Origin of the sequence: Streptomyces sp. GESEQ-4 (assembly GCF_017948455.1) — a bacterium.
In the GTDB taxonomy this organism is placed as follows: domain Bacteria; phylum Actinomycetota; class Actinomycetes; order Streptomycetales; family Streptomycetaceae; genus Streptomyces.
Genome location: NZ_JAFFSU010000001.1, coordinates 780,378 through 807,280 on the forward strand (window position 1 = coordinate 780,378; position 26,903 = coordinate 807,280).

Annotated in this window: 26 protein-coding genes; 14 read left to right on the top strand and 12 right to left on the bottom strand. The window is 70.8% G+C overall.

Annotation, left to right across the window (positions count from 1 at the left end):
• The first annotated feature begins 35 nt into the window (after positions 1-35).
• From KCH48_RS03510 to KCH48_RS03530, 5 genes are all read left to right on the top strand, one after another.
• A complete protein-coding gene (locus KCH48_RS03510; protein WP_210570284.1) occupies positions 36-1,424 on the top strand; it encodes a rhodanese-like domain-containing protein in 1,389 nt (462 codons plus the stop codon).
• On the top strand, positions 1,421-1,789 hold the full coding sequence (locus KCH48_RS03515; RefSeq protein ID WP_210570286.1) for a rhodanese-like domain-containing protein: 369 nt from the start codon (positions 1,421-1,423) through the stop codon (positions 1,787-1,789). The genes KCH48_RS03510 and KCH48_RS03515 overlap by 4 nt, the downstream gene beginning before the upstream one ends.
• A complete protein-coding gene (locus tag KCH48_RS03520) occupies positions 1,786-2,742 on the top strand; it encodes a sulfite exporter TauE/SafE family protein (protein ID WP_210570288.1) in 957 nt (318 codons plus the stop codon). Before KCH48_RS03515 ends, KCH48_RS03520 begins: the two co-directional genes overlap by 4 nt.
• Before the next feature lie 61 nt (positions 2,743-2,803).
• Positions 2,804-3,391, top strand: coding sequence for a rhodanese-like domain-containing protein (locus KCH48_RS03525; RefSeq protein WP_210570290.1), 588 nt, complete (start codon positions 2,804-2,806; stop codon positions 3,389-3,391).
• A 172-nt stretch (positions 3,392-3,563) separates the two neighbouring features.
• Positions 3,564-5,042 (top strand): MFS transporter, encoded by a 1,479-nt coding sequence (locus KCH48_RS03530; protein WP_210570907.1) that lies wholly within the window; start codon positions 3,564-3,566, stop codon positions 5,040-5,042.
• A 372-nt stretch (positions 5,043-5,414) separates the two neighbouring features.
• Here the strand turns inward: KCH48_RS03530 and KCH48_RS03535 are convergent, their stop codons facing one another.
• From KCH48_RS03535 to KCH48_RS03560, 6 genes are all read right to left on the bottom strand, one after another.
• Positions 5,415-6,161, bottom strand: a complete 747-nt coding sequence (locus KCH48_RS03535) for a carbonic anhydrase (RefSeq protein ID WP_210570291.1) — start codon at positions 6,159-6,161, stop codon at positions 5,415-5,417.
• Between the two features lie 187 nt (positions 6,162-6,348).
• A complete protein-coding gene (locus KCH48_RS03540) occupies positions 6,349-6,723 on the bottom strand; it encodes a peptidase M23 (RefSeq protein WP_210570292.1) in 375 nt (124 codons plus the stop codon).
• 53 nt (positions 6,724-6,776) lie between these two features.
• A complete protein-coding gene (locus KCH48_RS03545) occupies positions 6,777-7,163 on the bottom strand; it encodes a hypothetical protein (protein ID WP_210570293.1) in 387 nt (128 codons plus the stop codon).
• 2 nt (positions 7,164-7,165) lie between these two features.
• Positions 7,166-7,522 (bottom strand): SH3 domain-containing protein, encoded by a 357-nt coding sequence (locus KCH48_RS03550; RefSeq protein ID WP_210570294.1) that lies wholly within the window; start codon positions 7,520-7,522, stop codon positions 7,166-7,168.
• A gap of 111 nt (positions 7,523-7,633) precedes the next feature.
• Positions 7,634-8,086 carry a hypothetical protein gene (locus KCH48_RS03555; protein ID WP_210570296.1) on the bottom strand — a complete coding sequence of 151 codons (453 nt, stop codon included), beginning with the start codon at positions 8,084-8,086 and terminating at the stop codon, positions 7,634-7,636.
• Between the two features lie 196 nt (positions 8,087-8,282).
• Positions 8,283-9,434, bottom strand: coding sequence for a S1 family peptidase (locus KCH48_RS03560; RefSeq protein WP_210570298.1), 1,152 nt, complete (start codon positions 9,432-9,434; stop codon positions 8,283-8,285).
• Between the two features lie 247 nt (positions 9,435-9,681).
• Here KCH48_RS03560 and KCH48_RS03565 point away from each other — a divergent pair, with 247 nt between their 5' ends.
• A complete protein-coding gene (locus tag KCH48_RS03565) occupies positions 9,682-10,320 on the top strand; it encodes a cyclopropane-fatty-acyl-phospholipid synthase family protein (RefSeq protein ID WP_210570300.1) in 639 nt (212 codons plus the stop codon).
• Between the two features lie 20 nt (positions 10,321-10,340).
• Here KCH48_RS03565 and KCH48_RS03570 read toward each other — a convergent pair whose 3' ends face one another.
• Both KCH48_RS03570 and mgrA read right to left on the bottom strand, forming a co-directional pair.
• Positions 10,341-11,021 (bottom strand): class I SAM-dependent methyltransferase, encoded by a 681-nt coding sequence (locus KCH48_RS03570; protein ID WP_210570301.1) that lies wholly within the window; start codon positions 11,019-11,021, stop codon positions 10,341-10,343.
• A gap of 159 nt (positions 11,022-11,180) precedes the next feature.
• Positions 11,181-12,224, bottom strand: a complete 1,044-nt coding sequence (mgrA, locus tag KCH48_RS03575; RefSeq protein WP_210570908.1) for an L-glyceraldehyde 3-phosphate reductase — start codon at positions 12,222-12,224, stop codon at positions 11,181-11,183.
• 311 nt (positions 12,225-12,535) lie between these two features.
• Between mgrA and KCH48_RS03580 the strand changes: the two genes are divergently transcribed.
• Positions 12,536-14,518: a DUF1996 domain-containing protein gene (locus KCH48_RS03580; RefSeq protein ID WP_210570909.1), complete on the top strand. Its 1,983-nt coding sequence runs from the start codon at positions 12,536-12,538 to the stop codon at positions 14,516-14,518.
• Between the two features lie 101 nt (positions 14,519-14,619).
• Here KCH48_RS03580 and KCH48_RS03585 read toward each other — a convergent pair whose 3' ends face one another.
• Entirely contained in the window at positions 14,620-15,546 is a 927-nt protein-coding gene (locus KCH48_RS03585) for a GNAT family N-acetyltransferase (protein WP_210570304.1), read from the bottom strand.
• 246 nt (positions 15,547-15,792) lie between these two features.
• On the opposite strand from KCH48_RS03585, the gene KCH48_RS03590 reads away from it, so the two are divergent.
• Positions 15,793-17,451, top strand: coding sequence for a hypothetical protein (locus KCH48_RS03590; RefSeq protein ID WP_246884699.1), 1,659 nt, complete (start codon positions 15,793-15,795; stop codon positions 17,449-17,451).
• A gap of 167 nt (positions 17,452-17,618) precedes the next feature.
• Here the strand turns inward: KCH48_RS03590 and KCH48_RS03595 are convergent, their stop codons facing one another.
• Complete coding sequence (locus KCH48_RS03595; protein ID WP_210570305.1) at positions 17,619-18,251, bottom strand: TetR/AcrR family transcriptional regulator; 633 nt, start codon at positions 18,249-18,251, stop codon at positions 17,619-17,621.
• Between the two features lie 80 nt (positions 18,252-18,331).
• Between KCH48_RS03595 and KCH48_RS03600 the strand changes: the two genes are divergently transcribed.
• Together KCH48_RS03600 and KCH48_RS03605 are read left to right on the top strand one after the other, a co-directional pair.
• A complete protein-coding gene (locus tag KCH48_RS03600) occupies positions 18,332-19,255 on the top strand; it encodes an NADP-dependent oxidoreductase (RefSeq protein ID WP_210570307.1) in 924 nt (307 codons plus the stop codon).
• A gap of 155 nt (positions 19,256-19,410) precedes the next feature.
• Positions 19,411-20,004 carry an alkyl sulfatase dimerization domain-containing protein gene (locus tag KCH48_RS03605; protein ID WP_210570312.1) on the top strand — a complete coding sequence of 198 codons (594 nt, stop codon included), beginning with the start codon at positions 19,411-19,413 and terminating at the stop codon, positions 20,002-20,004.
• A 35-nt stretch (positions 20,005-20,039) separates the two neighbouring features.
• Here the strand turns inward: KCH48_RS03605 and KCH48_RS03610 are convergent, their stop codons facing one another.
• Both KCH48_RS03610 and KCH48_RS03615 read right to left on the bottom strand, forming a co-directional pair.
• Complete coding sequence (locus KCH48_RS03610; RefSeq protein ID WP_246884700.1) at positions 20,040-21,341, bottom strand: hypothetical protein; 1,302 nt, start codon at positions 21,339-21,341, stop codon at positions 20,040-20,042.
• Positions 21,325-22,647: a family 43 glycosylhydrolase gene (locus KCH48_RS03615; RefSeq protein WP_210570313.1), complete on the bottom strand. Its 1,323-nt coding sequence runs from the start codon at positions 22,645-22,647 to the stop codon at positions 21,325-21,327. Before KCH48_RS03615 ends, KCH48_RS03610 begins: the two co-directional genes overlap by 17 nt.
• 292 nt (positions 22,648-22,939) lie before the next feature.
• Here KCH48_RS03615 and KCH48_RS03620 point away from each other — a divergent pair, with 292 nt between their 5' ends.
• The 4 genes from KCH48_RS03620 (at position 22,940) to KCH48_RS03635 (ending at position 26,842) form a co-directional block, all read left to right on the top strand.
• Complete coding sequence (locus KCH48_RS03620) at positions 22,940-24,181, top strand: ROK family transcriptional regulator (RefSeq protein WP_210570912.1); 1,242 nt, start codon at positions 22,940-22,942, stop codon at positions 24,179-24,181.
• A 19-nt stretch (positions 24,182-24,200) separates the two neighbouring features.
• Positions 24,201-25,013: an ABC transporter permease gene (locus tag KCH48_RS03625; protein ID WP_210570314.1), complete on the top strand. Its 813-nt coding sequence runs from the start codon at positions 24,201-24,203 to the stop codon at positions 25,011-25,013.
• Positions 25,010-25,789, top strand: a complete 780-nt coding sequence (locus KCH48_RS03630; RefSeq protein ID WP_210570317.1) for an ABC transporter ATP-binding protein — start codon at positions 25,010-25,012, stop codon at positions 25,787-25,789. Before KCH48_RS03625 ends, KCH48_RS03630 begins: the two co-directional genes overlap by 4 nt.
• A gap of 66 nt (positions 25,790-25,855) precedes the next feature.
• Positions 25,856-26,842, top strand: a complete 987-nt coding sequence (locus KCH48_RS03635; RefSeq protein ID WP_210570319.1) for an aliphatic sulfonate ABC transporter substrate-binding protein — start codon at positions 25,856-25,858, stop codon at positions 26,840-26,842.
• The last annotated feature ends 61 nt before the right edge of the window (positions 26,843-26,903 follow it).

A 26,903-nucleotide genomic window follows, 5' to 3' on the forward strand; every position in this document is an offset into this window, starting at 1 on the left:
CGACCGGAAGTTCGACTGGGAAGGGGGTGCTCGGCGTGTTCTTCGTCGACACCATCGAGGTGACAGGACTCGGCAACCGCGGCTATCTGGCGGGCGGTGAACGGACGGCGGTGGCCGTCGACCCGCCGCGCGACGTGGACCGGGTGATCGCGGCGGCGGCCCGGCGCGGCGTGCGGATATCCCACGTCGTCGAGACGCACGTCCACAACGACTACGTCACCGGCGGCCCGGAACTGGCCCGCCTCACGGGCGCCGCGTACCTCGTCCCGGCCGCCGCCCGGATCACCGTCGGCCACACCCCCGTCCACGACGGGGACGTCATGGCCATCGCCGCCGAAGACGCCCTGACCCTGCGTGCACTGGCCACGCCCGGACACACCCCGCACCACACCTCGTACGTCCTCGAAGAACACGGCGCCGCCGTCGCGGTGTTCACCGGCGGTTCGCTGCTGATCGGCACCGTCGGCCGCCCCGACCTGGTCGAACCGCGCCTCACCGAAGACCTGGCCCGCGCTCAGCACGCGTCCGTCCACCGCCTCGCGGCCGAACTCCCGGACGAGACGGAGGTGTTGCCCACCCACGGCTTCGGCAGCTTCTGCGCTTCCGGCACGGCCGACGGCACCGCCACGACGATCGGCAAGGAGAAGGCGGCCAACGCGGCGTTCACGCGCGACGCCGACACCTTCGTCGCCGACCTGCTGGCCGGTCTCGACGACGTCCCCGCCTACTACGCGCACATGGGCCCCGCCAACGCCGCGGGCCCCGCACCCGTCGACCTCACGCCGCCCGCCGTGGCCGGCGCCGACGAGATCGCCGAGCGCCTGGCCGCGGGGGAGTGGGTGATCGACCTGCGCAACCGGGTCGCCTTCGCCGACGGGCATGTCGCGGGCTCCCTCAACTTCGAGGCCGAAGGACAACTCGCCACCTATCTGGCCTGGCTGACCCCCTGGGGCAGGCCGGTGACCCTCCTCGCCGAATCCCCTGCCCAACTGGCCGCCGCGCAGCGCGAGTTGGTCCGCGTCGGCGTGGACCGCCCGGCCGCCGCGGCGACCGGCGATCCGTCGGCCTGGGTGCGCCGGGGGGAGACCCCGGCCTCGTTCCCGCGCGCCACCTTCGCCGACCTCGCCGCACAGCGCCGGACGCGGGACATGGTCGTACTGGACGTCCGCCGGTCCTCCGAACGCGCCGCGGGCCATGTCGAGGGCTCGCTCCACATCTCCCTGCACACCCTGCACCGGCGGCTCGCGGAGGTTCCGGCGGGCGAGGTGTGGGTGCACTGCGCGGGCGGCATGCGCGCCGCCATCGCCGCCTCCCTGCTGGACGCGGCAGGCCGTGACGTCGTCGCGGTGGACGACACGTTCGCCGCCGCCGAGCAGGCCGGCCTCACCGTCCGCGGGTGTCCGGGGAGCGAGCAGCGCCGATGAGCCGACTCCGGTACGGCCCCGGCCGGATCACCGCCCTCGAGGCCGCCCACCGCACCCACCCCGCCGCCACCGCGACGTCCGTACTGCTCGACGTACGGGAAAAAGACGAATGGCAGGCGGGCCATGCACCCTGGGCGCTCCGCCTGCCCCTTTCCACGCTGAGTTCAGAGATACGACTGCCTCCCGAGGCCCGGGACAGGCAGTTGGTCGTCATCTGCCGCTCGGGCAACCGCTCCCGACAGGCCGCCGAACTGCTCACCGCACAGGGCGCCGACGCCGTCGACGTGATCGGTGGCATGCGGGACTGGGCGACCGCCGGCCTGCCCGTGACCGACCGGCACGGCGAGGAAGGCGCCGTCACGTGAGTGCCCTGATCCTCGCCCTGTGCGCCGGGGCCGTGACCGGTCTCGCGCTCGGGGCGCTCGGAGGCGGCGGCAGCGTGCTGACCGTCCCCGCCCTGATCTACCTGCTCCACTTCACCCCGGCCGCGGCCACCACCGCGAGCCTGGCCATCGTCGCCGTCACCTCCGCCACCGCGCTGACGGCGTACGCCCGCGATGGTCACGTCCACTGGCGTACGGGGCTGCTGTTCGCGGCGGCGGGCAGCGGACCGGCGATGCTGGGCGGAGCGGTGGCGGGGCGACTGCCGGATGCCGCGCTGACGGCCGCCTTCGGGGTGCTCGCGTCCATGGCGGCGGTACGGATGCTGCGGGGGCCGGGGCCGACGGATGCCGGGCAGGCTGTCCTGGCGGGCCGGCCGACGCGTCCCGGACGGTCGTCTGTCCGGCTGGATCGGCGAACGCGCGCCAGGGAGTCGTTCCGCCCGGACGGACAGGCGGACGCGGAACGGTCTGTCTCCCTCGACCCCACGGCGGATGCCGAATCGCCCGTCCGGCCGACTGACTCCGGGCCCCCGGACCGACCTGCTCGGCAGACGGACACCCGGCAGCCCGTCGGCCCCGGTCGTGCGGCCGCCGCGGGTGCCGGGCTCGGCGCGGTCACCGGAGTGCTCGGAGTCGGCGGCGGGTTCCTCGCCGTACCCGCGCTGACCGGTCTCCTCGGCCTGCGGATGCGCGCGGCGGTGGGCACCAGCCTCCTCGTGATCACGGTCAACTCGCTGGCCGCGCTGGCCTGGCGGGCCGGCACGGTGGACTCCCTGGACTGGGCCGCCGTAGGACCCTTCGCCGGGGCCGCCGTCCTCGGTGCCTGGGACGGCCGGCGGCTGGCCGCGAAGGCCTCCGCCCGCGTCCTTCACCGGACGTTCGCCCTGGCACTGCTGGCCGTGGCAGCCTTCATGCTGATCGATTCCGTATTCTGAGACCACGCTTCCGTGACGTGAGACACCAGCTCATCAGATCGACCCACCGAAAGGTTCGCCCATGACCGCCGCCTCCGCGCCCGTCACCCTCGACACCGACGAGGCGCACGCCCGGTTGCACGAGCTGACCGTCATCGACGTGCGGACCCCCGGCGAGTACGCCGCGGGCCATCTGCCCGGCGCGCTCAACATCCCCCTGGACCGGATCCCGCGCACACTGCCCGACCTCCGGAACGCCGCGGAACGGTTCGACCTCCTGCTCGTCTGCGCCTCCGGCGCCCGCTCCGAGAACGCCCGTACGGTTCTGGCCGAACAGGGCATCTCCGCCGCCTCCCTGGCGGGCGGCACCGACGCCTGGGCCGCCGCGGGCCACGACGTGGACCGGCCCGCGACCGGCGCCCCCCGCGCGGCCTGGAGCATGGAACGCCAGGTCCGCCTGACCGCCGGCTCCATCGTCCTGCTCGGCCTGCTGCTCGCCCTCCTGGTGCATCCGACCTTCCAGCTCCTGTCGGCGGGCATCGCCGGAGGCCTGGTCTTCTCCGCGCTCACCAACACCTGCGGAATGGCCGTGATCCTGTCCAAGCTGCCCCACAACCGTCCCCGTGAGACGGACCTCGCCGCCACGATCGCGGCTCTGCGCGACAGGTGATCGCGTGGTAGATCGAGTGGTGGTCCGCCGGGCTGCGGCGTACGGTCGAATGGTGGCCGGAACCGGCCACTGATCCGCCGCACGGCGCACTGTCATGACCAGCCCGCAGCCCGCACCCCACGCACGGACCACCACTCAGCAGGAGAGAGAGGGCGGTGGCCGGGGCAGCGCGATGGCGCTTCTGGTCATCGCCTCATGCCAGTTGATGGTGGTCCTCGACATCACCATCGTGAACATCGCCCTGCCGGAGATCCAGCGGGACCTCGACTTCTCCACGACGAGCCTGTCCTGGGTGGTCAACGCCTACACACTGACCTTCGGCGGACTGCTGCTGCTCGGCGGGCGGGCCGGTGACATCCTCGGCAGACGGCGCGTGTTCATCTTCGGCGTGCTGCTCTTCGTCCTCGCCTCGCTGCTGGGCGGACTGTCGCAGAACGCCGGCCAACTCCTCGCCGCCCGCGCCCTCCAAGGGGTCGGTGGCGCCATCGCGTCCCCGACCTCGCTCGCCCTGATCAGCACGACGTTCCGTGAAGGCCCCGCACGCAACCGGGCGTTCGGTGTCTTCGCCGCGGTCTCCGCGGGCGGCGGCGCGATCGGGCTGCTGGCCGGCGGGATGCTGGTGGAGTGGCTCAACTGGCGCTGGGTGCTGTTCGTCAACGTGCCGATCGGGCTGCTGATCGTGCTCGCCACCCCGCGCTGGATCCGGGAGTCCGAGCGTCACCCGGGCCACTTCGACGTGACCGGCGCGCTCACCTCGACCGTCGGCATGGTGCTGCTGGTGTACGGGTTCATCCGGGCCGCCCAGGACGGCTGGCGGGACCCGCTCACCCTGGCCTCGTTCGGCGCGGCCGTCGTGATCCTGCTGCTGTTCATCCTCGTCGAGCGCCGCTCCAAGCAGCCCATCACGCCCCTGCACATGTTCGCCGACCGCAACCGGGCCGGCACCTACGGGATGATGCTGAGCCTCGCCGCCGCGATCTTCGGCATGTTCTTCTTCCTGACGCTCTTCGTGCAGAACGTGCTGGACTTCAGTCCGCTCATGACCGGCCTGGCCTTCCTGCCGGTGAGCGCGGTCATCGCCGTCGGCGCGGGCCTCGCCTCCCAACTCCTGCCGAAATACGGGCCCAAGCCGTTCATGGTGACGGGCGCGATCCTGGCCGCCGCCGGCTTGGGCTGGCTGACGCTCACCGACGTCCACTCCACCTACGCGGGCAGCATCCTGGGCCCGATCCTCGTCTTCAGCCTCGGCATGGGCATGGAGTTCGTGTCCCTGACCCTGATGGCCCTGTCCAACGTGCCCGTCCACGAGACCGGCGCCGCCTCCGGCCTCCTCAACGCCACCCAGCAGGTCGGCGGCTCCCTCGGACTGTCCATCCTGGTGACGATGTTCGGCACGGCCAGCAACAACGAGGCGGAGAAACAGATCCCGGCCTTCCTGTCCCAGGCGACCCCCGCCGAGCGGCTGCGCTTCGAACGTACCGGCCAGCTGCCGTCCCCATGGGCCGACGAGGTCCTCGCCTCCGGTGTCTCCGCCGCCTTCATCGTGGCCGCGATCTTCACCGCTGTCGCCGCGGTGATCGCCCTGCTCGTCATCCAGGTCCGCCCCTCCGACCTGGAACGCCTCAACGGAGGGGTGGGCCCGGTCCCCTGAGGCATCGCGCGCGGCGCGGCTTGCGGCCGACGGAACCGGCACGGCAGGGTTCGCTCCGCGATTTATGTTCGGCACGCTGAAGCATTTCTTCGACCAGGTGTACTTCCCTGCCTGGACGAGCCCCGTGGCAGGTCGTTCGGCTACTGAGCAGGTCGGGCGAAGTCCACTGCGCTTCGGCAGCGCCCTGGGGGCGCGGGGCTGTATCGATTTGCGGCTCCGCCGCGTGGGCGCGACCAGCCACGACGGCGCCGCAGACGGCCGGCACGCCGGACAAGGCCGATATCGACGCGTGCTGGGAACTCGGCGCGACCCTCGCCGCGGGACTGATGAACTGAGAGAGGAGGGGCGCGGGTCACGCGCCCCTCCGGACCGTCAGACGATGCTGTGGACGCGCTGCGTGTTCAGTTCGTAACGGGCGCCCACGATGGCCAGTCGGCCGCCGGTGACCTTGGCCGCGAGGTCAGGCTCCGCGGCGAGCCGCGAGCGTACGAGCCGTACGTTGGCGTCGATCGTGGCGTCGACGCGGGCGTCGCCCGCCACACTGCGGTCGATGGCCGGCTTGATCTGGTCGGCCAGGTACTGGATATGGGCCGGCAACCGCTCACCGGACTCGTCCGACTCGACAGCGGCCTTCACGGCACCGCACGACTGGTGGCCGAGCACCATGACGAGCGGGATGTCGAGTTCGAGCACGCCGTAAGCGACGCTGCCGAGGACCGCCTCGTCCAGCACCTCACCGCCCGACCGCACGGTCATCAGATCGCCGAGGCCTTGGTCGAAGACCAGCTCCGGGGGCACTCGGGAGTCGATGCAGCCGAGTATGAGAGCGAAGGGATGCTGACCCGACGTCAACTCCGTCCGTACCGCGCTCGTCTCGTCCGGGTGCTGTTCCCGGAAGGTGCGCCAGCGCCGGTTTCCGGCGGCGAGTTCGCGCAGGGCTGCTGCGGGGGTGGTGGGACGGGGCCGCGTGGTGGTGGCAGGGGCCGCGGACGCGGTGGAGATGCCGGTGGACGCGGCACCGAGGACCGCGGCTCCGGTCAGCCCGGCGCGCAGGAGTGTGCGTCGGGCGGGCGTCGTGGCGGTCGGCTTGAGGCCGACTGCTCTGTGGGGAGTGTTCACGTCGCAGAACGTATGTGCGGATCGGAGGCTGAACCCCCGCCTTGCCGAATCATGGCCGGCCGTGACGCAATCATGGGCAAGATCGGGCCCGTGTTTGGTGCTAGTGAGGGCTGCCCTTGGCAGAGTCGCGGGGCGAGCCGGTCGCCCGGCTCGCCCCGCATGCCATTAAGGACCCGATCGGCCCGCGTCAGCAGTCCGGCACGCCCTCGATTTTCTCGCCGCCCTGCAGGTACAGGTTGCTCACCCAGGCGATGTCGCTGCCGGCGAACTCCTGGACCGCGGTCCACCAGCTGTTCGTGCCGACGGCGGGGTCGGTCACGGGCTGGCCCTGCTTCTGGCACACGGCGTCCAGCCAGTGCTGCGAGCGGACCGCGAGCACGTTGGACGAGGTGTTCGTGTCCTCGCGGAGCTGGACGTCGGTCGCCCAGATGTAGACGTCGGTGAGGGCCGGGTCGCCGTCGTTCGGCGCGGCCGGGGCGGCCTGGGCCGTGGCGGCGAGGGCGCCGGTGGTGAGCGTGGCCACGGCGAGCGCGGTGGCGGTGCGGCGGATGAGCTTGTTCATGTGAGTCTCCCCCGGAGATGGTGGTGGGTGTGGTGACGGGTGCGGGGCAGCGGTCAGCCGCCGGCCCAGACGCATTCCGTGGGCACCCCGTCGATCCAGTTGGTGGCGTTGTCGATGTAGTAGCTGGGCATCACCCCGTACTTGGTCCAGCCGGGCACCTCGACGACCACCCAGTACGGGTTCCCGCCGATCGTCTGGCCCGGGAACTGGCAGCGCACGAAGACCTCGGTCGGCGCGCTCACCTGACCCAGTACGGACGGGCAGTTGGTCGTGGACGGGTGGTCCCAGCAGGCGTCGGGGTAGACCTCGCGAATGTTGACGTCGGTCGCCCAGACGCCGTACATGCCCTGTCCGTGTCCGTCTGCGGTGGCCGTCGAGGCCGTGGCACCGACCAGGGCGAGTGCCCCGGCGGTGGCGAGCAGTCCGATTCTCCTGCGCATGGTCAGCAGGTGGCGGAGGCGGGCAGGTCGCCGTACTCGTTGCCCTTGAGGTAGACGGCGCTCACATAGCCCTCCACGAGCTGCACCCAGACGTCGTTGGTGACGCCGTGGTCGCTGACGGTCTCGCCGCGCGTCCAGCAGTAGGCGCCGCGCGGCTGGTCTGCCGCGACGCTGCCGACCTTGGCGGTCGAACTGGCCGGTCCCTGGCGGACGTTGACGTTCTCGTACGGGACGACGGCGTACGGCGCCGCCAGGACACGGGCGTCGGACGCGGAGGCAGCCGTGGCGGTGAGCGGGCCGAGCAGGGCGAGTGCTCCGGCGCCGACGAGTGCGGCCCTGGTGAAGGTGCGGGTGGTCATGGTGCGTGTTCCCCCTGTGCTGAGGTGGTGCTGTTCCGTGCTGAGGTGGTGCTCTTCGGCGAGGCGGTGCTCTTCAGCGCGGTGCGTGCGCGCGTGTGCCGTACGGACGGCTCAGTGCCAGCCCGTCTCGGCCAGGACATGGCCGTCGCAGGTGAGCAGCGCGTGCGAGACCCGGCCGTCGAGGTTGTTGCCGATCTTCGTGTAGGCGTAGTCGATGCCCGCGTCGACGGTCTCGGAGACCCAGCCGTCGGGGCGCGCGGCTCCGGAGTTCGAACGCTCCAGCACGGCGGCGCAGTTGTCCCGGGAGTTCTCGATCCGGGCGAAGGAGCCGCAGCTGTCGGAGTAGAAGTACTTCAGCGCCATGCCCTCGGCGTACTGGGTGGTGCCGACCTGCCGGAACGTGCCCGAGCAGCCGGAGACGGTGGGGTACTGGCCCTCGTGGGCGAAGGCCCCGTAGTTGCCCCCGGAGTGCGGGGCGGCCTGAGCGGTGAACGGCGTGGTCAGTGCCAGCGCTGCGGCGGCACCTCCGGAGATGAGCAGGGTCCTGAGCGAACGGCGGCGCATGAGCCCTCTTTCGTGGGTCGCGTTGTTCATGGCGTTACGGCGGACGGTGACCGGCTGCGTGGCTGGTCATCGCCCTTGTTCGCGACCTTAGGGTTCGTCAGCGCGTCTGCGGCACCTGACAATTGTCAGGACGCGGAAGGCTCCGCCGGGCAGCCCGGCGGAGCCTTGGGTCGTCGTTTGGATCAGGTCGTAGGGATCAGGCGGTGTGCAGGGTGAGGCCGTAGCGGCCCAGGATCTCGTTCACGGGCTGGAACCAGGTCTCCCCGCCGCTGGAGCAGTTGCCCCAGCCGCCGGAGGTGACGCCCTGTGCCTGGTCCCCGCTGATGTAGGAGCCGCCGGAGTCGCCGGGCTCGGCGCAGACGCTGGTCTTGGTCATCTGGTGCACCGAGCCCTGGCTGTAGTTGACGGTCTCGTTCATGGCCAGTACCCGGCCGCAGTGCCAGTGCGTGGTCGAGCCGGAGCGGCAGATGGAGCTGCCGACGGGCGCCACGGCCGAGCCGCGCACCAACTGGTCCGGGACCGTGCCCCAGCCGAGGACCACCGGCACGGTCCACCAGCCGCTGCCGACGTTGACCCAGGCGTAGTCGTCGCCCGGGAACGAGGAGCCCTGGAAGTTGCCGATGTACGAGCCGTCCCAGCCGCGCACCCCGGCCCCGGCCCCACCGCAGTGCCCGGCGGTGACGAAGCCGCCGTGGACGGAGAAGCCGATGGAGCAGCGGACGTTGCCGGTGTAGTAGGGGTCGCCGCCGACGGTGCCGGCCGCGAAGGTCTCCGGCGCGTCCGAGACGGTCCGCACCGTCACCGGTCCGGTCTTGCGGGCCTGCGAGAGGAACCGCTGGACATCGTTGTCGGCACGCTCGTCGTCGACCACGTTCACCACGACGGTGTTCGCGGCCGGATCGACGTGCCAACTGCTCACGCCCGAGGGTGCGGAGAGCCGGTCGATACGTGCCTTCGCCGCGTCGAGCTGTCGCGCACTGCGCTCGACGGTGCGGACGGTGGCGCCGGCCGCCTCGACGGCCCGTACGGTCGTGGGGGAGGCGTCCGGGGTGACGCCTACGGTCAGCCGTCCGCTCTCGGCGTCGAACCATGAACCGCCGTACGCGGCTCCGGCGGCCCGGCGGACCGTGGGTGCCAGCTCCGTGGCGGTCCGCTCGGCCTTCAGCCGCGCTCCGGCCTGGTCCTTCGACAGCCCGAGATCCCGCTGCATCGCCTGCAGCAGGCCGGTGGAGAGGGATGGTGTGTCGGGGGAGTCGCTCGCGGCGGCCGGCAGTGTTCCGGCGGCGGCCCAGCTGCCCAGCATCAGGAGGGTGGCCAGGCCGGCGCGCATGAGTCTGGTGCGTCTCATGGATGTTGCCCTTCGTCGTTCCAACGAGGTGGGGGTGGAACAACCGCAAACTGAGAGCGCTCTCACCGGGGTTGAGCCGAGCTTAGCCACGCACTCCTATCAGGTCCATGCCAATGCCGTTGATTGTTCCGAGGGGATGCGCCCCGACGTCGCCCCCGGTTTGCGGAACCGGCAAAGAAGCTTTGCGGTGGATGCCGTATCGGCGCAGGCTGCACTTCTGGATCGCTCAGCACCTCAGGGAGGCACCATGACCGACATCCCCGCCACGGAGCCCGCCGCATTCTGGGAGGCCCGCTACCGCGACAGCACCCGAGTATGGAGTGGGCGCCCGAACGGCCTGCTTGTCCGCGAGGCGGCCGGCCTCCGCCCGGGCACCGCCCTCGACCTGGGGTGCGGTGAGGGCGCCGACGCGGTCTGGCTGGCGTCGCGCGGCTGGCGCGTCACCGGTGTCGACATCTCCGCCACCGCCCTTGAGCGCGCCGCCGAGCACGCCGTCGAGGCCGGTGTCGGCGACCGGGTCACCTGGGAACGCCACGAACTGGGCGAGACCTTTCCGCAGGGACGCTTCGACCTGGTGAGCGCGCACTATCTGCAGTCCCCGGTCGGGATCGATCAGGAGGGGGTGCTGCGACAGGCCGCCGCAGCGGTCGCTGCCGACGGCACCCTGTTGCTCGTGCTGCACGCCGGCTGGCCGTCGTGGCAGACCGAAGCGCCCTTCGACGTGGAGTTCCCCACGCTCGACGCCGTGCTCGCCCAACTCGCCCTGTCCGAAGGGAGTTGGACCGTCGAGACCATGGAGACGGTCCGCAGCCCGAGCGTCTCGCCCGACGGCATCGAGGGCCATCGGGAAGACAACGTCTGGCGCATCCGGCGCACCGGCCCCTGACCGGATCGGCCTGCTCCGGATCAGCCTGCCGAGGGCTCCCGCTCGCAGTGCACGAACAGATGCGGCTCGGGCGGGGCATCGGGGAGCGCGGGCGTGAACATCACGGTCTCCTCGGACAGCACCGCCAGGCCCGCGGCGGCGAGCATGGCGGTGAAGTCCTCGGCGGAGAAGCTGGTCGCGCGCACGGACTGCCCCATGAAGACGGTCTCGAAGTCCTCGACGTCGACCGGCACCGTGGCGAGCGCCATCTGCCCGGTGGGCTTGAGCGCACGCGCCAGACGCCGTACGAGGTCGGACTGCTCCCGGCGGGACATCTGCAACAGCGAGAAGTACACGCAGACCGCGTCGAACACGTCCTCGTCAAGGGGAACTTCGCGGATGTCGGCACAGCGGAAGGCGGCGTCTGGCACCTGCCGGGCGGCGAGGTCCACCATGACGGGGGAGACGTCGATCCCGAGGACGTCATGTCCCGCCGCGGCGAGCGTCTCGGCTGTGGGCCGCCCCGTGCCGCTGCCCACGTCCAGCACCCGGCTGCCGGGGGAGAGCCGGCCGAGGAGCCGTTCCAGCGAGGCCCGATGCGCCTCGGACCGCGCGAAGGCCTTCTCGTACGTCGCCCCCAACGCGTCGAACACCACCGCGGCAGATGGGCGTTGGTCCTCTGTGGTCACCCTTCCCCCTTCGCTGTGCGCATGCTCGGGCATCGTCGCAACAGGGCGGGACGGCGCACAACCCGCAGGCCTCACTCCCGCCATGCCCCGGCAGGACGATTCTCGCGGCCCGCGGTCAGTGTGGGGCGACATGGGGCGGCAGGTCCGTACGCGCGGCGCCTTCCTCGTCGCGCGCAGCGCCCCAGCGCCGGTTCAGCGGAGCTTGCCGAGGCGGGCGTCCTGCCACAGGTCGACGCCGCCGTCGCCGGCGTACTTGTCGATCTCGGTGAGCTCCTCGGCGCTGAAGTCGGGGTTCTCCAGCGCGGCGACGTTCTGCTCCAGCTGTTCGGTCCGCGAGGCGCCGATGACGAGGGAGGTGACGCGTGCGTCGCGCAGTGCCCACGCGAGGGCCATCTGGGCCAGGGTCTGCCCACGTCGGGCGGCGATGTCGTTCAGCGCCCGCAGCCTGTGCAGCATCTCCTCGGACAGCCACGTGGTGTCGAACGACGTGCCCTGCGCGGCCCGCGAGTCGTCGGGAACGCCGTTCAAGTAGCGCCCGGTCAGCAGTCCCTGGGCGAGTGCCGTGAACCCGATGACCCCGAAGCCCTCCTCCTGCGCGGCGTCGAGCAGCCCGTCGGTCTCGATCCAGCGGTTGAGCATGCTGTACGACGGCTGATGGATGAGCAGCGGGGTGCCCAGCTCCCGGAGGATGGCGGCCGCCTGCCGGGTGCGTTCGGCGTCGTACGAGGAGATGCCGACGTAGAGCGCCTTGCCCTGGCGCACCGCGGTGTCCAGCGCGCCCATCGTCTCCTCGAGCGGGGTGGTCGCGTCGAGTCGGTGGGAGTAGAAGATGTCCACGTACTCCAGCCCTGTCCGGCGCAGCGACTGGTCCAGCGAGGCGAGGACGTACTTGCGGGAGCCGCCGCCCTGGCCGTAGGGCCCGGGCCACATGTCCCAGCCGGCCTTGGTGGAGATCACCAGTTCGTCCCGGTACGGGGCGAGGTCCCGCCGCATCAGCCGACCGAAGTTGATCTCCGCGGCCCCGTACGGCGGGCCGTAGTTGTTCGCGAGGTCGTGGTGCGTGATGCCGAGGTCGAACGCCCGCAGGGCGATCTCGCGCTGGGTGTCGAAGGGGCGGTCGTCGCCGAAGTTGTGCCAGTAGCCCAGGGACAGCACGGGCAGGTCGAGTCCCGAGCGTCCGGTGCGCCGGTAGCGCATGGTGCCGTTGTAGCGCTCGGGATTCGCGACGTGGTTCATCGGGTGGTCTCCGGGTGGTGCGGTGCGGGGTGCCCCGCCGGAATCGCGGGACATGTCCACCCTGCTCCTGCGTGATCGAGAAGTCCAACAGCTCGCCGTCATGCCATTCAGCGCTCGCGTCTCTGAATCGAACAATCTGAGAAATTTCCAAGAATCTGTGAGGGGTTTGAACACGCGAGGGCTGAGTTCCGTATGGGGCGTGGGGATTCCATGCCGAGCAGATCCACACGCGTAGGAGTACTTCCTTGACTCGCACCTCGCGCAGACGTCCAACGGGCAAGCGGCGCGCGACCTTTGCGGCGGTCGCGCTGATGCTGGGCGGAGGTGGACTGATAGCCGCGAACGTCTACGCGTCGGCGACCGAGGACGGCGCCACGCAGAGCGGGACCGATCAGGTCCTCGCCTCCGGAGCCGCCACGATCGACTGCCCGGACGTGGGTAGCCGGCTGACGACGGTGCCGGACACCGCGCGGCCGGACGTCGACCGTGAACTGGCCGTGCTCGACCAGCAGATCACCGACGCCTACCAGCGTCTGAGGGAGGCCCAGGCCGCTCAGCAGGACGGCGGCTCCGTCGACGGCGGGATCATGAACCCGCTGAAGGAGGACCGGACCGCCACGATCGAGCGCATCACCCAGGCCATCGACGGCGTCGGCGACCGCCCCGAAGGCCTCGACGCGCTCGCGGCCTGCGAACTGCGCGCCCCCGAGGCCCCGGTCGAGAACGCGGACCAGAACGGCCAGGACCAGGCGGAAGGCGACGCGGGCCAGGAGGCGGGCGAGGGCCAGGACCAGGAGCAGCAGGACGGCCAGGGCGGGGGCGACCAGCCGGCCGGCAACGGCCCCGTGGCCGCCGACTACGCGGACATCACCGCCGTCCAGCCCACCGCGCCGAGCCCGGCGAACGCCTCACGCGGCACCTTCACCACCAGCTGCGGCGTCAACGAGAACGGCCTGTTCAACTCGGACAACGTGATCGTGGCCCCCGGCGTCTCCAACGGCGCCCACCACTTCCACGACTACATCGGCAACCAGGCCAACGACGCCTTCGCGAGCGACGACGACCTGGCCGCCGCCGACACCAGCTGCGAGGACGCGGGCGACAAGTCCACGTACTACTGGCCCGTGGTGCGCCTGCAGAACGGCGTCCAGGAGCAGGACGCGAACTCTCCCGGCGGCGGCATCGAGGGCAACACCGGTGAGATCGTCACGCCCAAGCAGGTCACGCTGAACTTCGTGGGCAGCCCGCAGGGCGACGTCACGGCCATGCCGCGGTTCCTGCGCATCATCACCGGCGACGCCAAGGCGTTCGTCAACGGCACCGCCAACGCCAACGCCTCATGGAGCTGCACCGGCTTCGAGGACCGGCAGCTCAAGGACAAGTACCCGCTCTGCCCGCAGGGCAGTGACGTCGTGCGCACCTTCAAGTTCCAGAGCTGCTGGGACGGCTCGAACATCGACAGTGCCAACCACCGCACGCACGTGGCCTTCGCCGCGGCCGACGGCAGCTGCCCGTCCGGCTTCAAGGCCATCCCGCAGCTGGTGCAGCGGATCGTCTACGACATCGACGCACCGAGCCTCGACGACGGCGGCCGTACGACGCCGCTGTTCGCGGTGGACGCCTTCCCCGAGCAGCTGCACAAGCCGGTCACGGACCACGGCGACTTCATCAACGTCTTCGACGAGGACCTGATGGCGGAGATGGTGGACTGCATCAACAGCGGCCGCCAGTGCGGCGCGGGAACCGGTGACGGTGGGGGCGACCAGCCGGAGCAGCCGACTCCGCCCGCGGACGAGCCCGAGCAGTCGGCGCCGCCCGCCGACGAGCCTGAGCAGTCGGCCCCGCCCGCGGACGAGCCGGAGAAGCCGTCGCCGAGCGCGGACGACCCGTCCGGCGGCGACAACGGCGAGGCCACTCCCGGCGACCCGGGCAACGGACAGCAGGACGAGGAGCCCCCGGCCGACACGCCGGCCACCGAGCCGGAGAACGGCGCCGCGAACCCTCCGGCCGAGGCCGACCAGCCCAAGGTCTACGCCACGCCGTCCCCGGAGCAGTCCGACGCCGCCGCCCCCGCACAGGGCGGCGCAGGACAGGACCAGGAGATCGGGGAGGCCGCGACCCAGCAGCCGGTGGCCAACGACGCCGGGTCCGACCAGCAGGCGGCGGGACAGGCCGAACCGCAGACCGTCGACGGCTCACTCGCCGAAACCGGCGCGAAGCTGTGGCCGGCCGCAGCCGGGGCGGTGCTCCTGATCTCCGGTCTGCTGCTATTGCGGCGACGCGGCTCGGCATGACACTGACCGCTCCCGCGGGCACCTGAACGGCGGCCGGACCTGCGAGGCAGGTCCGGCCGCCGTCGTTCCCGCACCGGGAGGGGCCTCGCAGCCCCCGCCGGTCACATCAGGACCGCCTCCCACGTGTCGACGGCGTAGTGGACGGTCATGCCGTGGCGGGCGTACAGCCCGGGAGCCCCGGTGGCGTTGTCGGTGTCCACGCCGAGTCCCACGGTGTCCCGTCCTCGCGCGGCGAACGCGGCGAACGCCTGCCGCAGCAACAGGCCGCCCAGGCCCTGGGCGCGGGCTGCGCCCAGGACGCCGATGCTCCGGATCCACCCCATGGCCGCGCGGTCGTCACGGGCGATCAGGAACCCGACGTCGCCCAGATCCTCGGTGCTCACGATCCACACCAGGGACCAGTCGAGGCTCTCGGCGTCGATGTCATGCAGCCACTGCCGACAGGTACGCGGCTGGAAGTCGAAGTGCTCGGCGAACGTGCCCTGGTACAGGGCGTGCACCCGCACCCGGTCCGCCTCGTCGGCGCACGTCCGCAGGCGCACCCCCGGCGGCAGCTGCGGCGCACCGTCCCGGGTGGGATCCAGTTGGCGGTGCAGCACGTGATAACGCCGTACGACGGACCAGCCCCGTGGCCGGATCAGCTCCGTGTCCAGCGTGGGCGAGGTGTTCAGGTGCAGATGCACGACGGCCCTCGCCGCGCCGTTCTCGCGGGCCTTGCGCAGGGCCCTGGCCTCCATCGCCTCCAGCATGCGCAGCCCGGCCCGCTGGTGATCGGGGAGCACGTAGTGGTCGATGTCGATGCGCTCACCACCCGACTCGTCCCACAACAGGCCGTAGGCCACCGGCCGGTCCCCGTCCAAGGCCAGCCAGGAGTCCTGCTCCAGGTCGGTTTCCGGGTGCTTCAGGTCGGCCTGCACGGTGTGCAGGTCGGTCTCGGGCCGACCGATCTCGATCCGGTCGATCTCGTTGAGCAGATCGGTGATGACGGCCGCGTCGGTCAGCGCGGCGGGGCGCAGGGTGTAGGCCATGGGGTCAGGGTCCGGGGGAGGGGGAACCGGCCGCAACGCATTAACGGCCGCTGAGCGGACGGCCGTACAAGACACGGGCAGCGCCTCGGCCGATCGGCCGAGGCGCGCAGCTCAGGCATGCGCCAACGCCGACCGATCGGCCGAGGTGCCGGAGGGGCGCGCGGGACGAGAGTGGCACAGCGGCCGTCACGACACCGGCCGTGACCTGCCACTTCTCGTCACTCCGCCGCCCCCAGGAACAGCGCCATGCCCGTGCAGCTCCCCGTGCTCGCTCCGCCGCAGCCGCCACCGACGGTCCGACGGCAGGTCCGGCCCTCTCGGCCTGCTCGCCGGTATCGGGTCCCGCTCCTCGCCGTCCTCGCCATCAGCCCGCTGTACGGGGTGTGGGCCGCGCATCTCGCGACGGTCGGCGGCGATCTCGCCGCGCAGTACGCCTGGGCGGGCTTCTTCACCCGGCACCCGGACGTTCCGTACGGGCTGTTCTGGTTCGGCGGCCTGCACACCGCCAACTACAGCGTCCTGTCACCCCCGTTGATGGCACTGTTCGGTGTCCGGACCGTCTCCGTGCTGGCCGGCCTGAGTGCCACCTGGCTGCTGGCCGCCCTGCTGGTCCGCACCGCTGGGCGGGTGGCGCTGTGGCCCGCGCTGGTCGGCGCGCTCGGTCTCTGGTACGACGTCGCGCTCGGCCGGACCACGTTCGCTCTCGGCCTCGCCTTCGCCCTGGCCGCCGTACTCGCCCTGGCCGGCCGCCCGCCCCGGCCCGCGCGGCTCACCGCTGCCGCCCTCGCCGCACTGTGCGCCACCATGAGCAGCCCGGTGGCCGGACTGTTCCTCCTGGTCGCGGGCGCCGGACAGCTGCTCGACCGGCAGTACGCCAAGGCCCTCGTCCTCGCCCTGCCACCCGTGGCCGTCGTCGCCGCGACGACCCTGCTCTTTCCGTATCAGGGCGAGCAGCCCATGTCCGCGGGCCGCATGGTCCTGCCCCTGCTGCTGTCGCTCGGCACGGCGCTGACAGCGCCGCGCGGCTGGCGGGTGGTACGGGCCGGGGCGTTCGTGTACGCCGCCGGAGTCGTCCTGTGCTGGCTGATTCCCTCACCGATAGGCTCCAACGTCGAGCGCCTCGCCGTACACCTCGCCCCCGCCGTACTGCTCGCGGCGCTGCTCAGCACCCGCTCCGGCGCCGCCCGCAACGCCCTGCCGCCGCCCCGCGTCCGCGCCTTGGCCGCCGTAGCGATCTTCGCGGTGGTGCACCTCTGCCTGACGTCGACGAACCCGCTGCGAGGCGCGGCCCCCGCTCCGGCCTGGGCCACGCACACCGGCCCAGTCGTCGCCGAACTGCACCGGCTGGGCGCGGACCGCGGCCGAGTCGAGCTGCCGACCGACCGTGACCATCGTGGGGCGACCCTTCTCTCCCCGCATGTGCAGCTGATGCGGGGCTGGAACCAGCAGTTGGACCAGGACAGAGGGCGGATGTTCTACGAAGGCGACCTGGACGGCCCTCGCTATCACGCCTGGCTGCGGCAGTGGGCGGTCGGCTACGTCGTCGTCCACGACGGCCCGCCGGAGGCGACCGCGGTGCGCGAGACGGCCCTGATCCGGGACGGGCAGGACTGGCTGGAGCCGGTCTGGCACGACCGCCACTGGAAGATCTACCGGGTCCACGACACCCTTCGGCTCGCCTCGGCCCCGGCCCACGTCCTGAAGGCGGGAGAAGCGGACGTGACGCTGAGCATCCCCCGCCCGGCCACGGTCACCGTCCGCATCGTCCACTCCCCGTGGCTGCGGGCCGATGGAGCGTGCGTCAGCGCCGACGGCTCCTGGACCCGCCTCACCGTGGCCCGGGCCGGCGTATATCGACTGACCTCCGGGTACGGCGGGGCCGGTGCCGGGGCGAACGGCTGCTGACTGGCGACACCGCCCGGTGGACGTGGACGTGGTCGGCCGGACCACCGGACGGGGGGAAGCGGGTGGCTCGCCGGCGCGAAAGAGGTGATCGTTTCGCGGAGTCGCCCTGGCCAACCTGGGCGACGTGCCCCCTCGAAAGCGGCGGTTCGGGCACCGCCCACTCATCGTCAGTGAGAGTCCCCCCGCTGAGTCTGGTCAGAGCAACGAGTCGCCGACCGAAGTGGCGCCTTATACACGGACAAGACGTTGGCTCCCACTTCACTGAGGGCTTGCCGGGCAATGGCACTGAACTCATCGGTGTTGCCCAGGTCGCTCCACCGTTCGTAGGCGATCTTCAAGGCGAGTGCCCCCAGTTCCGCTGTCACTCGGGCGGCGAGGTCGGGTAGACCGCGGTGCGACATGGCCCGGGCCATCGAAGCGGTGAGGCTCATGCCCTTCAGGGCTTCGCGCTCCTGGAGCTCGGGATGGGCATCGATCACCGCTCGTCTGCGGACGGTGAACGCGCGGCGGTCGGGCGTGAAGATGTCCTGTCCGAGCGCGTCGAGGCCGTACGCCACCGTTTCGAGCGGGGTCGCTTCCGTGGGCGCCTCCACGATCGCGGTGACGAGTCGTCCGGTGAGCGCATCCTCGCTGAAGAGCACCTCTCGCTTGTCCTGGAAGTGCCGGAAGAAGGTGCTCTTGGTGAGTCCGGCGCGCTTCGCGATGTCGAGCACGGTCGTGTTCTCGTAACCGCGTTCCGCGAACAGTTCGAGCGCGGCCTGAGCGAGCCGTTGCGATGCGTTGGGTTCCCAGCGGGCCATGAACACACCTTACGGGACTCAGTCCCATCACCATGTACAGTGATGGGACTCAGTCCCATCACTAGGTGTGGAGGCACGCCATGACCCGAGCCGTCAGGTACGAGACGTTCGGAGGACCTGAGGTCCTGAAGCTGCGCGAGATCCCCGAGCCGCATGCGGGAGCCGGTGAGGTGCGCGTGAGGGTGGCCGCCGTCGGCCTCAACCCGATGGACTGGCTCCTGTCCTCGATGCCGGAGACGGCGCGGCAGTTCGGCATCACCCTGCCGTCCGGCTTCGCCACCGACTTCGCCGGCACCGTGGACGAGGTAGGCGAAGGCGTCTCCGGGTTCACCGTGGGCGACCGCGTCTACGGAGGTGCGACGGGCCGGGCGGCTGCCGACCTCCTGGTGGTCGACCCCGCCGGGGCGGATGATCTCCTCCGCACTCCAGCGGAGATCGGCGACGAGATCGCCAGCACGCTCCCGGTGGCCGGACGGACCGGCTTGGCGGCGCTCGCAGCGATCGACGTCAAGGCTGACGACACCGTCCTGATCGGAGGCGCCGCCGGCGGTGTCGGCATATTCGCCATCCAGCTCGCCAAGCTCGCCGGTGCCCGAGTGATCGGAACCGCCTCCGAAGGCACCCACGACTTCCTTCGGCAGTTCGGCGTCGACCCGGTCACCTACGGTCCCGGCCTGGAGGACCGCGTGCGCGCGATAGCTCTCGACGGGGTGAGCGCGGCGGCCGACCTGCACGGCACTGACGCAGCCGAGGCGGCGCTCGCGCTCGGCGTCCCCCCGGAGAGGATCTCCACGATCGCCGCCGGCCCCAATCCGCCCGGGGGCGTGCGCTCGACCACCGGCTTCCATGCACAGCCCGAGGACTTGAAGCGGATCACTGACGCCATCGTCACCGGTGAGATCACTGTGCCGATCGCCGCCACCTTCCCCATCCAGCAGATCCAGGAAGCCGTGCGACTGCAAGCAGGAGGCCACGTCCACGGAAAGATCGTGGTCACCCTGTAAAAGCTCCTGGCGGCCGAAGTCGGGGGGCGTGGCCCCGGCTGCACGAGGTCCTCCTGGTCGAACATTCACCCCACTGATCTCACGAACGGCCAGCTCAGGCCGCGTGGAGAGGCAGAACGTCATGCGCGCAGTCCGTTATCACCGACGCCGAGCTCATGCTCGGCAGCCACGGCATCCCGGTCGTCGGCGCCGGCCGCGTCCGCGAGGCCCTGGAGAACACCGCGTGCTATCTGGAGACCCTCGTGGACCAGACGATCGCCTGCCTCAACGACGGAGCGACGCTGGTCGAGACCCTGCACCGGGTGCGGGTGCCGGACGACTTGATGGCGCTGAACTACCTGCAACCGCTCTACGACGAGCCGGAGTTCGTCGTCCGCAACGTATGGCGCCAGTTCGCCGGCTGGTACGACGGCAACCCCGCCCACCTCAAGCCCGCCCCGGACGAGGAGCTCGCGAGCGAGCTTGCCGCACTGAGCGGGGGCGCCCAGGTCCTCGCCGACCGCGCGCTGGAGCTGGCCCATGCCGGCTCGCACCGGCTGGCGTGCCATCTCGCCCAGCTCGCCGGCGACGCCGCACCGGACGACACCGCCGTCCACACCAACCGCGCCGAGGTCTACGCGCTGCGTGCCGCCCAGGAGCGCAGCACCATGTCGACCGGCATCTTCAGCTGGGCCGAGGCCGAGTCGCGGGGCGTGATCGCCGGCACCGACACCATGACCGAGCTCGCCTCGACGGCGCCGCCACACTGAGCACGCGGCCTGCCGCCACGGCGTGCGGCCGTTGTTCAGGACCCGCTGGAGGAGTCCTGGAGGGCGCGGAAGTCGTCGAAGAACGCCGGGTTGTGCGCCATGTCGCCGTTCGCGGAAGGCCGAGCGACGAGGTTGGCGTACAGGCTGTTCAGCAGCCACGGCGTCTTCGTCGGCCCGATGTCGCGGACCATCGCGGGTCCCTGGAGCGTGCCGTAAGTCGCCACCGCCAACCGTCCGGTGGCACGGAACTGCCGTACCTGGGTGGTCAGCCAGTCCTTGCGCGAGGCGAACCACGGGCTGTTCATCAGCAGGTCGTGCCACCGCTGCTGCGTAAACGGGTCCGCGGCAGCGTCGCGTACTTCCTGCCAGAACGGGGTTCCGGTCGGTACCCCGTAGCGGTCGGCGTAGGTGGCGGGGACCGGGTCGCTCCAATGCTGCTTCCACCAGTGCACCAGGGAGAACTCGGTGGCCAGAAAGCGCTGTTCGGGGCGGATCCGGGGCAGCACGTAATCCGTGAACGCCTTGGCCTGCTCGATCGAGGAGACGTGCGGATGGATGTCGACGCCGTCCATCTCGGGGACGGCCTTGACGTGGCCCAGCCAGCGGTTGACGGCGGGGGTCTGCCAGGCGGGCTCGTGGAGGCGGTTGAGGGCGCCCATGTACAGGCGGGTGCGGCAGCCGGGCCCGCAACGCTTCTCCCGCTCGGCGATCACATGCGCGGCGACGGCCTCGTAGAAGGGGTTGAGCAGGGTGGCGCGGTCCTCCTGGCGTGTCTCGATGAACGGCTCGTTGCCGATGACCAGGATGTCGACCTTGCCGAGTACGGCACCCAAAGCCTTGTCGACGCGGGCGAGTTCGATGTCCATCGCGCTGGTGCCCGGCCGCGGGAGAGGCTTGTTCTGGTAGGGGAACTTCAACGACAGTACGGTGCCGTAGCCGGAGTCGGCGAACGACAGCAGGGTCCTGATCGCCGGTTGCCGGGCCGCCTCCACACTGTCCAGCTCGGGCATCGGGGTGAAGCCGCGCACCCACTTGGTACGCAGGTCGTCGAGGACCGCGGCGGTCATGCCCCGCGGCTCCTCGTTGAAGTTGGAGCCGAGCACGCCCTCCGGGGCCGCGGGACGACTCGCCTGCCTGGTGGGGCTGTCCGCATCGCGGGTGCCGCCGCCTGCGGACCCGCCCGTTCCGTCCCATCGGCACCCCGCGAGCAGTAGAGCGCCACTGCCGGCGAGGCCGAGGAGCCTGCGACGGCTGGGACCCGGACGAGTGGCCCCGAGCTCGGTGTTCGGCACATCGTGCTCAGTCGTTATTCGGCCGGTCTTAACGACGTCGGACATAGAGGCGCTCCCCTTCCGGTCCCGTCCACTCCAGGCGTACGACGCCGGGGACGGCGGCGTTCGCGATGCGCGACGGATCGGACCAGTAGCCGGCGTTCGGGTTGCGGAAGAACGTGGCCCACAGGCCCCCCGCGTGGTCGGTGAAGAAGTTGTTGTGGCCCGCGCCGACGCCCGCGGTCCACCGGCGGGAGTACGGGCCCTCGAAGCGGTCGGCGACGGCGACGACCGCGTCGTACTGGTACTGCGTGCGGCCGGTGCCCGGTGGGTCGTAGGCGTAGCGCGTGCTGCCGTCCGGGGCGACGGACGAGCGGTTCCAGGCGGCGTGCAGGAGGTAGTACTTGCCGCCGTGCTTGAAGACGTACGCGCCTTCGAGGTACGGCTCCGGAGAGTAGGGCGACTGCTGGAACTTCGGGAGGTCCGTGGTGGGGACGATGTCCTCCATGTCGGCGCGGAACTTGGCGTACAGGTCGTTGTGCAGCACGAGCCAGGCGTCGTGGCCCTCGGCGTAGATGCTGCCGTCGATGTGGTGGTACGCGCCGGGTGCGATGAACGACGGCCCGCCGATGAACGATTCGCCGAACGGCTTGTCGAGGTTGCCCTCGGCGAGCCGGTACGGACCCGCCACCCCGCCCTCGCTCACCAGCAGGAACGAGCCGACCTTGCGGGAGTGGTCACCCATGCACGCGACGATGTACCAGCGGCCGCGGACGTGGTGCACTTCCGGTGCCCACACGTTGCCGCGCTTGCCGAACGCGTCGTCGTGCCAGTACTGCTGCCAGGGGGCGACGACCGTGCGCCCGGGCCGGTTCTCGCCCGCGAACTCGGGCGACCAGACCTTGCCGCGCTCGGCGCCGGGACGGATTCCGGTGGTGTCGGCCAGCCGCCACGGTCCGCGCAGCGACCGGGACACCCACACGAAGATGCCGTCGTTCCACGGTGCGGCCGCGCCGAGGCCCGGAACCCGGGAGGTGCCCGTGGCGACGTAGAGCGGACGGCCTCCGACGACGAAGCAGTTGACATAGGTGTCCCGCATCCAGACCACGCCGCGCTCCTTGTCCCGAGGGCGCAGTTCGAGCGGGAGGACGAAGGAGTTGTCGTCGCGCGGCCAGAGATCGGGGCGGGTGTCGGCGAGGCCGTACGGTTCGGGGTCGGGCCAGTTCTCCGGACAGGCCGCGGCGTGTCCACGTCGCGTCGCCGGGTTCGCCTGTGCGGAGGCCGTGGGCAGCGCCGCCGCCACTCCCAGCGCGCCGGCACCTGCCAGCAGGGTTCTCCGGCCGATGGGCGGCCGGTTCGTGTTGTCGATCATCCGCCATGTCCTCCTCGTCAGGCCGCCCGGGGACGGCATGACGCCCAGGATGCGAACGGCAGCGGTATTTCGTCAACAGCCCGGAAAATTAATCCGGATCGGGTGCTCCGGGGGCGTGGTTTCGGCCGGGGCGGCCCCAGTCTTCGTGCGTTATCGAAGCGTTACGAGCCGGGTGGTGACGTAGACTTTTCAAGTAACCCCAGGTCACGAGCGCTGGTGTCGGCTGCGTCCGAGGGGTGGGGGCGGTGAAATGATTTCGTCCGACTCGTTGACGAAAATATTCGGCCCCCACATGCTGTCCGGCATGCACCCACACGACGGTCCGCTGACACGACTGAGGCGCAGCCATGAGCAAGCTGTACTCGAGCAGCTCCGCAAGTACGGTCCGCTGAGCCGTGCCGAGCTGGGCACCCGTAGCGGGCTCTCCCGCACCACGCTCTACGACATCGTCGCCGGCCTGGTGACCAGCGGTGCGGTGGTCGCCGGCACGCCGTACGTCGAGGCGCGCAAGCGGGGGCGTCCGGTGGAGAAACTCAGCCTCAACCCGGCCGCCGGGGAGGCGGTGGGCATCGACTTCGCGCGCCGTGCCGTGCACGTCGCCGCGGTCAACCTCGCCCACGAAGTGGTCGGTTCGGCCAGCGAGGGGCATGCCGGGGACCTGTCCTGGCCCGAGCGGGTGGACATCGCCGTACGGCTGCTCGACTCGCTGACGACCGGTGCGCCGGGGGAGTCGGGGGCCGGCGGCTCCGGGCGGGCACAGGCCGTCCATCTCGGCGCGCTCCGTGCGATCGGCGTCGGCGTGGTCGGTCCGACCAGCGACCCCGGCAGCGAGAGCGCCCACGCGCAGGGCATCGACGGTCTGCCGGACCTGCTGCGCAAGCGGTTCGGGGTGCCGGTGCTGCTCGACAACAACACCCGCCTCGCCGCGCTCGCCGAAGCGGTGTGGGGTGCCGCGGCGGACAGCGGCGACGTGCTGTACCTGAGGCTCTCGCACGGCGTGGGCGGCGGCCTGGTCGTGGGCGGCGCGCTGCACCGGGGCAGGCACGGACTGTCCGGCGAGTTCGGGCACATCACCGTGGACCCGGCCGGCGAGCGGTGCGAGTGCGGCAAGACCGGCTGCCTGGAGACCCTCGCCTCACTCGATGCGGTCCTGCGCCGCTACCGGGCGGCGGGTGGCAGGGCGGACAGCCCCGCACGGTTCCTGGACGCCGCAACGGCAGCCGACCCGCCCGCACTTGAGGTCCTTGCCCGCGTCGGCGGCGAGGTCGGCGAAGTCCTCGCCGCGGTCTGTCACGCCGTCGGCCCCGGCGTCATCGTCGTCGGCGGTGAACTGGCCCAGGCCGGCAACGCCCTGCTCGAACCGGTCGAACAGGCCCTGCGGCAGCACCTGATGCCGCTGGCCCGCCTCCACGTGGACGTGCGGCGCGCGACGCTCGGCGAGGCCGGCAGCGCCCTGGGCGGCATCGCCCTCGTACTCCATGAAACCCCCCTGCTCACCCATTACCCGCAGCCCGTCTCCGAGGAGAACGCATGAGGCCACCAGTGAGGAACCCATGGCTGTGATCACCCCTCTCGACAAGACCGCCGCCCCTGAGCGGCGGCAGCAACAACACCGTCGTACCGTCCGACCACTGGTCCTGGGCGGACTGGCGCTCGCGGCTGGTGTCGCCGCCTGGGCCGTCGTGGCCGCCCTTGGACTCGTCGAGAACCTGCCCACGCCTGCGGCGGTGGCGAGCAATGCCGGCACCATGATCGCCGACGGCACGCTGGCCTCCGACACGCTCGCCAGCCTGCGCCGGGTCTTCATCGGCTACGCCCTCGGTGTGGTCGTGGCGGTCCCGGTCGGCTTCCTCATGGGCTGGTACCCGGCGGTGCGCGCCGTGATCGAGCCGTACATCCAGTTCTTCCGCACGATCCCGCCGCTGGCGATGATCCCGCTCGCGGTGGTGCTGCTCGGTATCGGCGAGGTCCCGAAGATCGCCGTGATCTACCTGGCCTCGTTCATGGCCTGCGTCGTGGCCTCCTTCCAGGGAGTCGTCGACGTGGACAAGACCCTGATCAACGCCGCCCGGGTGCTGGGCGCCTCGGACCGCGTCATCTTCGCCAAGGTGGTCGTGCCGGCGTCCACGCCGTTCATCCTCGTCGGCATGCGGATCGGCCTCGGCGCGTCCTGGGCCACCGTGGTCGCCGCCGAACTCATCGGCGCGCAGGAGGGATTGGGCTACCGGATGCAGAAGGCGGCCACCTGGTTCGACATGGACGCGATCTTCGTGTCGCTGATCACTATCGGAGTACTCGGGCTCGTCATGGACCGGCTGTTGCTGCTGGCCGAGCGACGCCTCACCGGCTGGCAGGAGCGACGATGAACAGCAAGATCAGTTTCCGTGGCGTGGTGAAGACGTTCCCGCTGAAGGGCGCCACGTTCACGGCACTCGGCGGAGTGGACCTGGATATCGCGGACCAGGAGTTCGTCACCGTCGTGGGCCCGTCCGGCTGCGGCAAGTCCACGCTGATGAGTATGGCCGCGGGACTGCAGGAGCCCGACTCGGGCAGCGTCCTGGTCGACGGGAAGCCGGTGTCGGGTCCCGGCCCCGACCGGGGGGTGATCTTCCAGCAGTACGCCCTGTTCCCCTGGCTGACCGTGCGGCAGAACGTGGAGTTCGGGCTCAAACTCGCCTCCGTACCCGCCGAGGAGCGCAGGCGGCGCGCGGACGAGGCCATCGCCCTCGTCGGACTCGATGAGTTCGCCGACGCCCTGCCCAAGACGCTGTCCGGCGGCATGAAGCAGCGCTGCGCCATCGCCCGCGCGTATGCGGTGGACCCTCAAGTGCTGCTGATGGACGAGCCGTTCGGTGCTCTCGACGCGCTCACCCGGGTGCACTTGCAGGACCAGCTCCTTGCGACCTGGAGCCAGGAGAAGCGGACCGTGCTCTTCATCACCCATGACGTGGACGAGGCCGTCTACCTGGCGAACCGGGTCGTCGTCATGGCGGCGGGCCCCGGGCGCATCCACCGCGTCATCGATGTGGACCTGCCCTATCCGCGTACGGAGGAGATCCGGCTGTCCGCCGAGTTCCGCCGCATCCGCAACGAAGTCTGGACGTCCGTCTATCACCAGGACGAAGCCGCCTCGGCCGCATAACCGCCGGTCGGCTTTCCGTTCCCCACCCTTTACTGCCTCGTACTGCACCGAGAGGATCCACCCACCATGTCCCGAAGCACGGTCAGGCACGCCCTCAGGACACTGCCCGCCGTAGTCATGCTATCGCTGTCCGTGAGTGCGTGTTCCGGGAGCGGCTCCGGCGACGACTCCACGGTCAAGTTCGGCTACATCGGCGACTACAACGGGGCCAGCCTGCTGGCGATAGCCGAGGAGCAGGGCCTGTGGAAGGAGGCCGGACTGACGGCGGAGGTGAAGGCGTTCAACAACGGTCCGGTGCAGATCCAGGCGCTCGGTGCCGGCGACCTGGACTACGGCTACATCGGCCCCGGCGCCGTGTGGTTGCCTGCTTCCGGCCAGTCCAAGATCATCGCCATCAATACGCTCACGTACGCGGACCGGGTCATAGGCCAGCCCGGGATGGAGTCCATGAAGGACCTCAAGGGCAAGCGGATCGGCGTGCCCGAGGGCACCTCCGGCGACATGATCCTCAACATCGCGCTGGAGGAGGCCGGGATGACCGACAAGGACATCTCCAAGGTCAACATGGATCCGTCCACGATCGTCTCCGCCTTCTCGTCCGGGCAGATCGACGGCGCCGGCTTCTTCTATCCGGCCATCGACACCATCAAGCAGAAGGTGCCGGACCTGGTGGAGGTCGCCAGCACCAAGGACACCGGGGACTCCTTCCCCACCGCGTTCGTCGCCGGCAACAAGGTGCCCGAGGAGAAGAACAGCAAGGTGGTCAAGGTCCTTCAGCAGGCCAACGACTGGCGTCAGGAGCACCCCGAGGAGACCATCGCGCTCACCGCGAAGATGCTCGAGGTCTCCGAGGCCCAGACGAAGGCCGACGCCTCCCACGTCGAGACCCTCTCCACCGCGGACCTGGTCGCCAAGTCGGAGAGCGGTGAAGTGGACAAGTGGCTGAAGACACTTGGCGACTTCTTCGTACGCAACAAGCAGTTGGACGAGAACCCCGATCCGGCCGAGTACTACGCGGGCGAGCTCTACGAGAAGGCGCAAAGCGGCGAGTAGGGCGGGCTCCTGCACCGTCCCGACCCGCCCGCGAGGCAACGCGAGTACGCCTCGTACGACC

What these genes read in the sequence shown, in the direction of transcription:
- KCH48_RS03515 (WP_210570286.1), top strand. Translation starts at nt 1,421, where the DNA reads ATGAGCCGACTCCGGTACGGCCCCGGCCGGATCACCGCCCTCGAGGCC.
- KCH48_RS03525 (WP_210570290.1), top strand. Translation starts at nt 2,804, where the DNA reads ATGACCGCCGCCTCCGCGCCCGTCACCCTCGACACCGACGAGGCGCAC.
- KCH48_RS03530 (WP_210570907.1), top strand. Translation starts at nt 3,564, where the DNA reads ATGGCGCTTCTGGTCATCGCCTCATGCCAGTTGATGGTGGTCCTCGAC.
- KCH48_RS03540 (WP_210570292.1), bottom strand. Translation starts at nt 6,723, where the DNA reads ATGAACAAGCTCATCCGCCGCACCGCCACCGCGCTCGCCGTGGCCACG.
- KCH48_RS03545 (WP_210570293.1), bottom strand. Translation starts at nt 7,163, where the DNA reads ATGCGCAGGAGAATCGGACTGCTCGCCACCGCCGGGGCACTCGCCCTG.
- KCH48_RS03550 (WP_210570294.1), bottom strand. Translation starts at nt 7,522, where the DNA reads ATGACCACCCGCACCTTCACCAGGGCCGCACTCGTCGGCGCCGGAGCA.
- KCH48_RS03555 (WP_210570296.1), bottom strand. Translation starts at nt 8,086, where the DNA reads ATGCGCCGCCGTTCGCTCAGGACCCTGCTCATCTCCGGAGGTGCCGCC.
- KCH48_RS03560 (WP_210570298.1), bottom strand. Translation starts at nt 9,434, where the DNA reads ATGAGACGCACCAGACTCATGCGCGCCGGCCTGGCCACCCTCCTGATG.
- KCH48_RS03565 (WP_210570300.1), top strand. Translation starts at nt 9,682, where the DNA reads ATGACCGACATCCCCGCCACGGAGCCCGCCGCATTCTGGGAGGCCCGC.
- KCH48_RS03570 (WP_210570301.1), bottom strand. Translation starts at nt 11,021, where the DNA reads ATGCCCGAGCATGCGCACAGCGAAGGGGGAAGGGTGACCACAGAGGAC.
- mgrA (WP_210570908.1), bottom strand. Translation starts at nt 12,224, where the DNA reads ATGAACCACGTCGCGAATCCCGAGCGCTACAACGGCACCATGCGCTAC.
- KCH48_RS03580 (WP_210570909.1), top strand. Translation starts at nt 12,536, where the DNA reads ATGCTGGGCGGAGGTGGACTGATAGCCGCGAACGTCTACGCGTCGGCG.
- KCH48_RS03585 (WP_210570304.1), bottom strand. Translation starts at nt 15,546, where the DNA reads ATGGCCTACACCCTGCGCCCCGCCGCGCTGACCGACGCGGCCGTCATC.
- KCH48_RS03590 (WP_246884699.1), top strand. Translation starts at nt 15,793, where the DNA reads ATGCCCGTGCAGCTCCCCGTGCTCGCTCCGCCGCAGCCGCCACCGACG.
- KCH48_RS03595 (WP_210570305.1), bottom strand. Translation starts at nt 18,251, where the DNA reads ATGGCCCGCTGGGAACCCAACGCATCGCAACGGCTCGCTCAGGCCGCG.
- KCH48_RS03600 (WP_210570307.1), top strand. Translation starts at nt 18,332, where the DNA reads ATGACCCGAGCCGTCAGGTACGAGACGTTCGGAGGACCTGAGGTCCTG.
- KCH48_RS03605 (WP_210570312.1), top strand. Translation starts at nt 19,411, where the DNA reads ATGCTCGGCAGCCACGGCATCCCGGTCGTCGGCGCCGGCCGCGTCCGC.
- KCH48_RS03610 (WP_246884700.1), bottom strand. Translation starts at nt 21,341, where the DNA reads ATGTCCGACGTCGTTAAGACCGGCCGAATAACGACTGAGCACGATGTG.
- KCH48_RS03615 (WP_210570313.1), bottom strand. Translation starts at nt 22,647, where the DNA reads ATGATCGACAACACGAACCGGCCGCCCATCGGCCGGAGAACCCTGCTG.
- KCH48_RS03620 (WP_210570912.1), top strand. Translation starts at nt 22,940, where the DNA reads ATGCTGTCCGGCATGCACCCACACGACGGTCCGCTGACACGACTGAGG.
- KCH48_RS03625 (WP_210570314.1), top strand. Translation starts at nt 24,201, where the DNA reads ATGGCTGTGATCACCCCTCTCGACAAGACCGCCGCCCCTGAGCGGCGG.
- KCH48_RS03630 (WP_210570317.1), top strand. Translation starts at nt 25,010, where the DNA reads ATGAACAGCAAGATCAGTTTCCGTGGCGTGGTGAAGACGTTCCCGCTG.
- KCH48_RS03635 (WP_210570319.1), top strand. Translation starts at nt 25,856, where the DNA reads ATGTCCCGAAGCACGGTCAGGCACGCCCTCAGGACACTGCCCGCCGTA.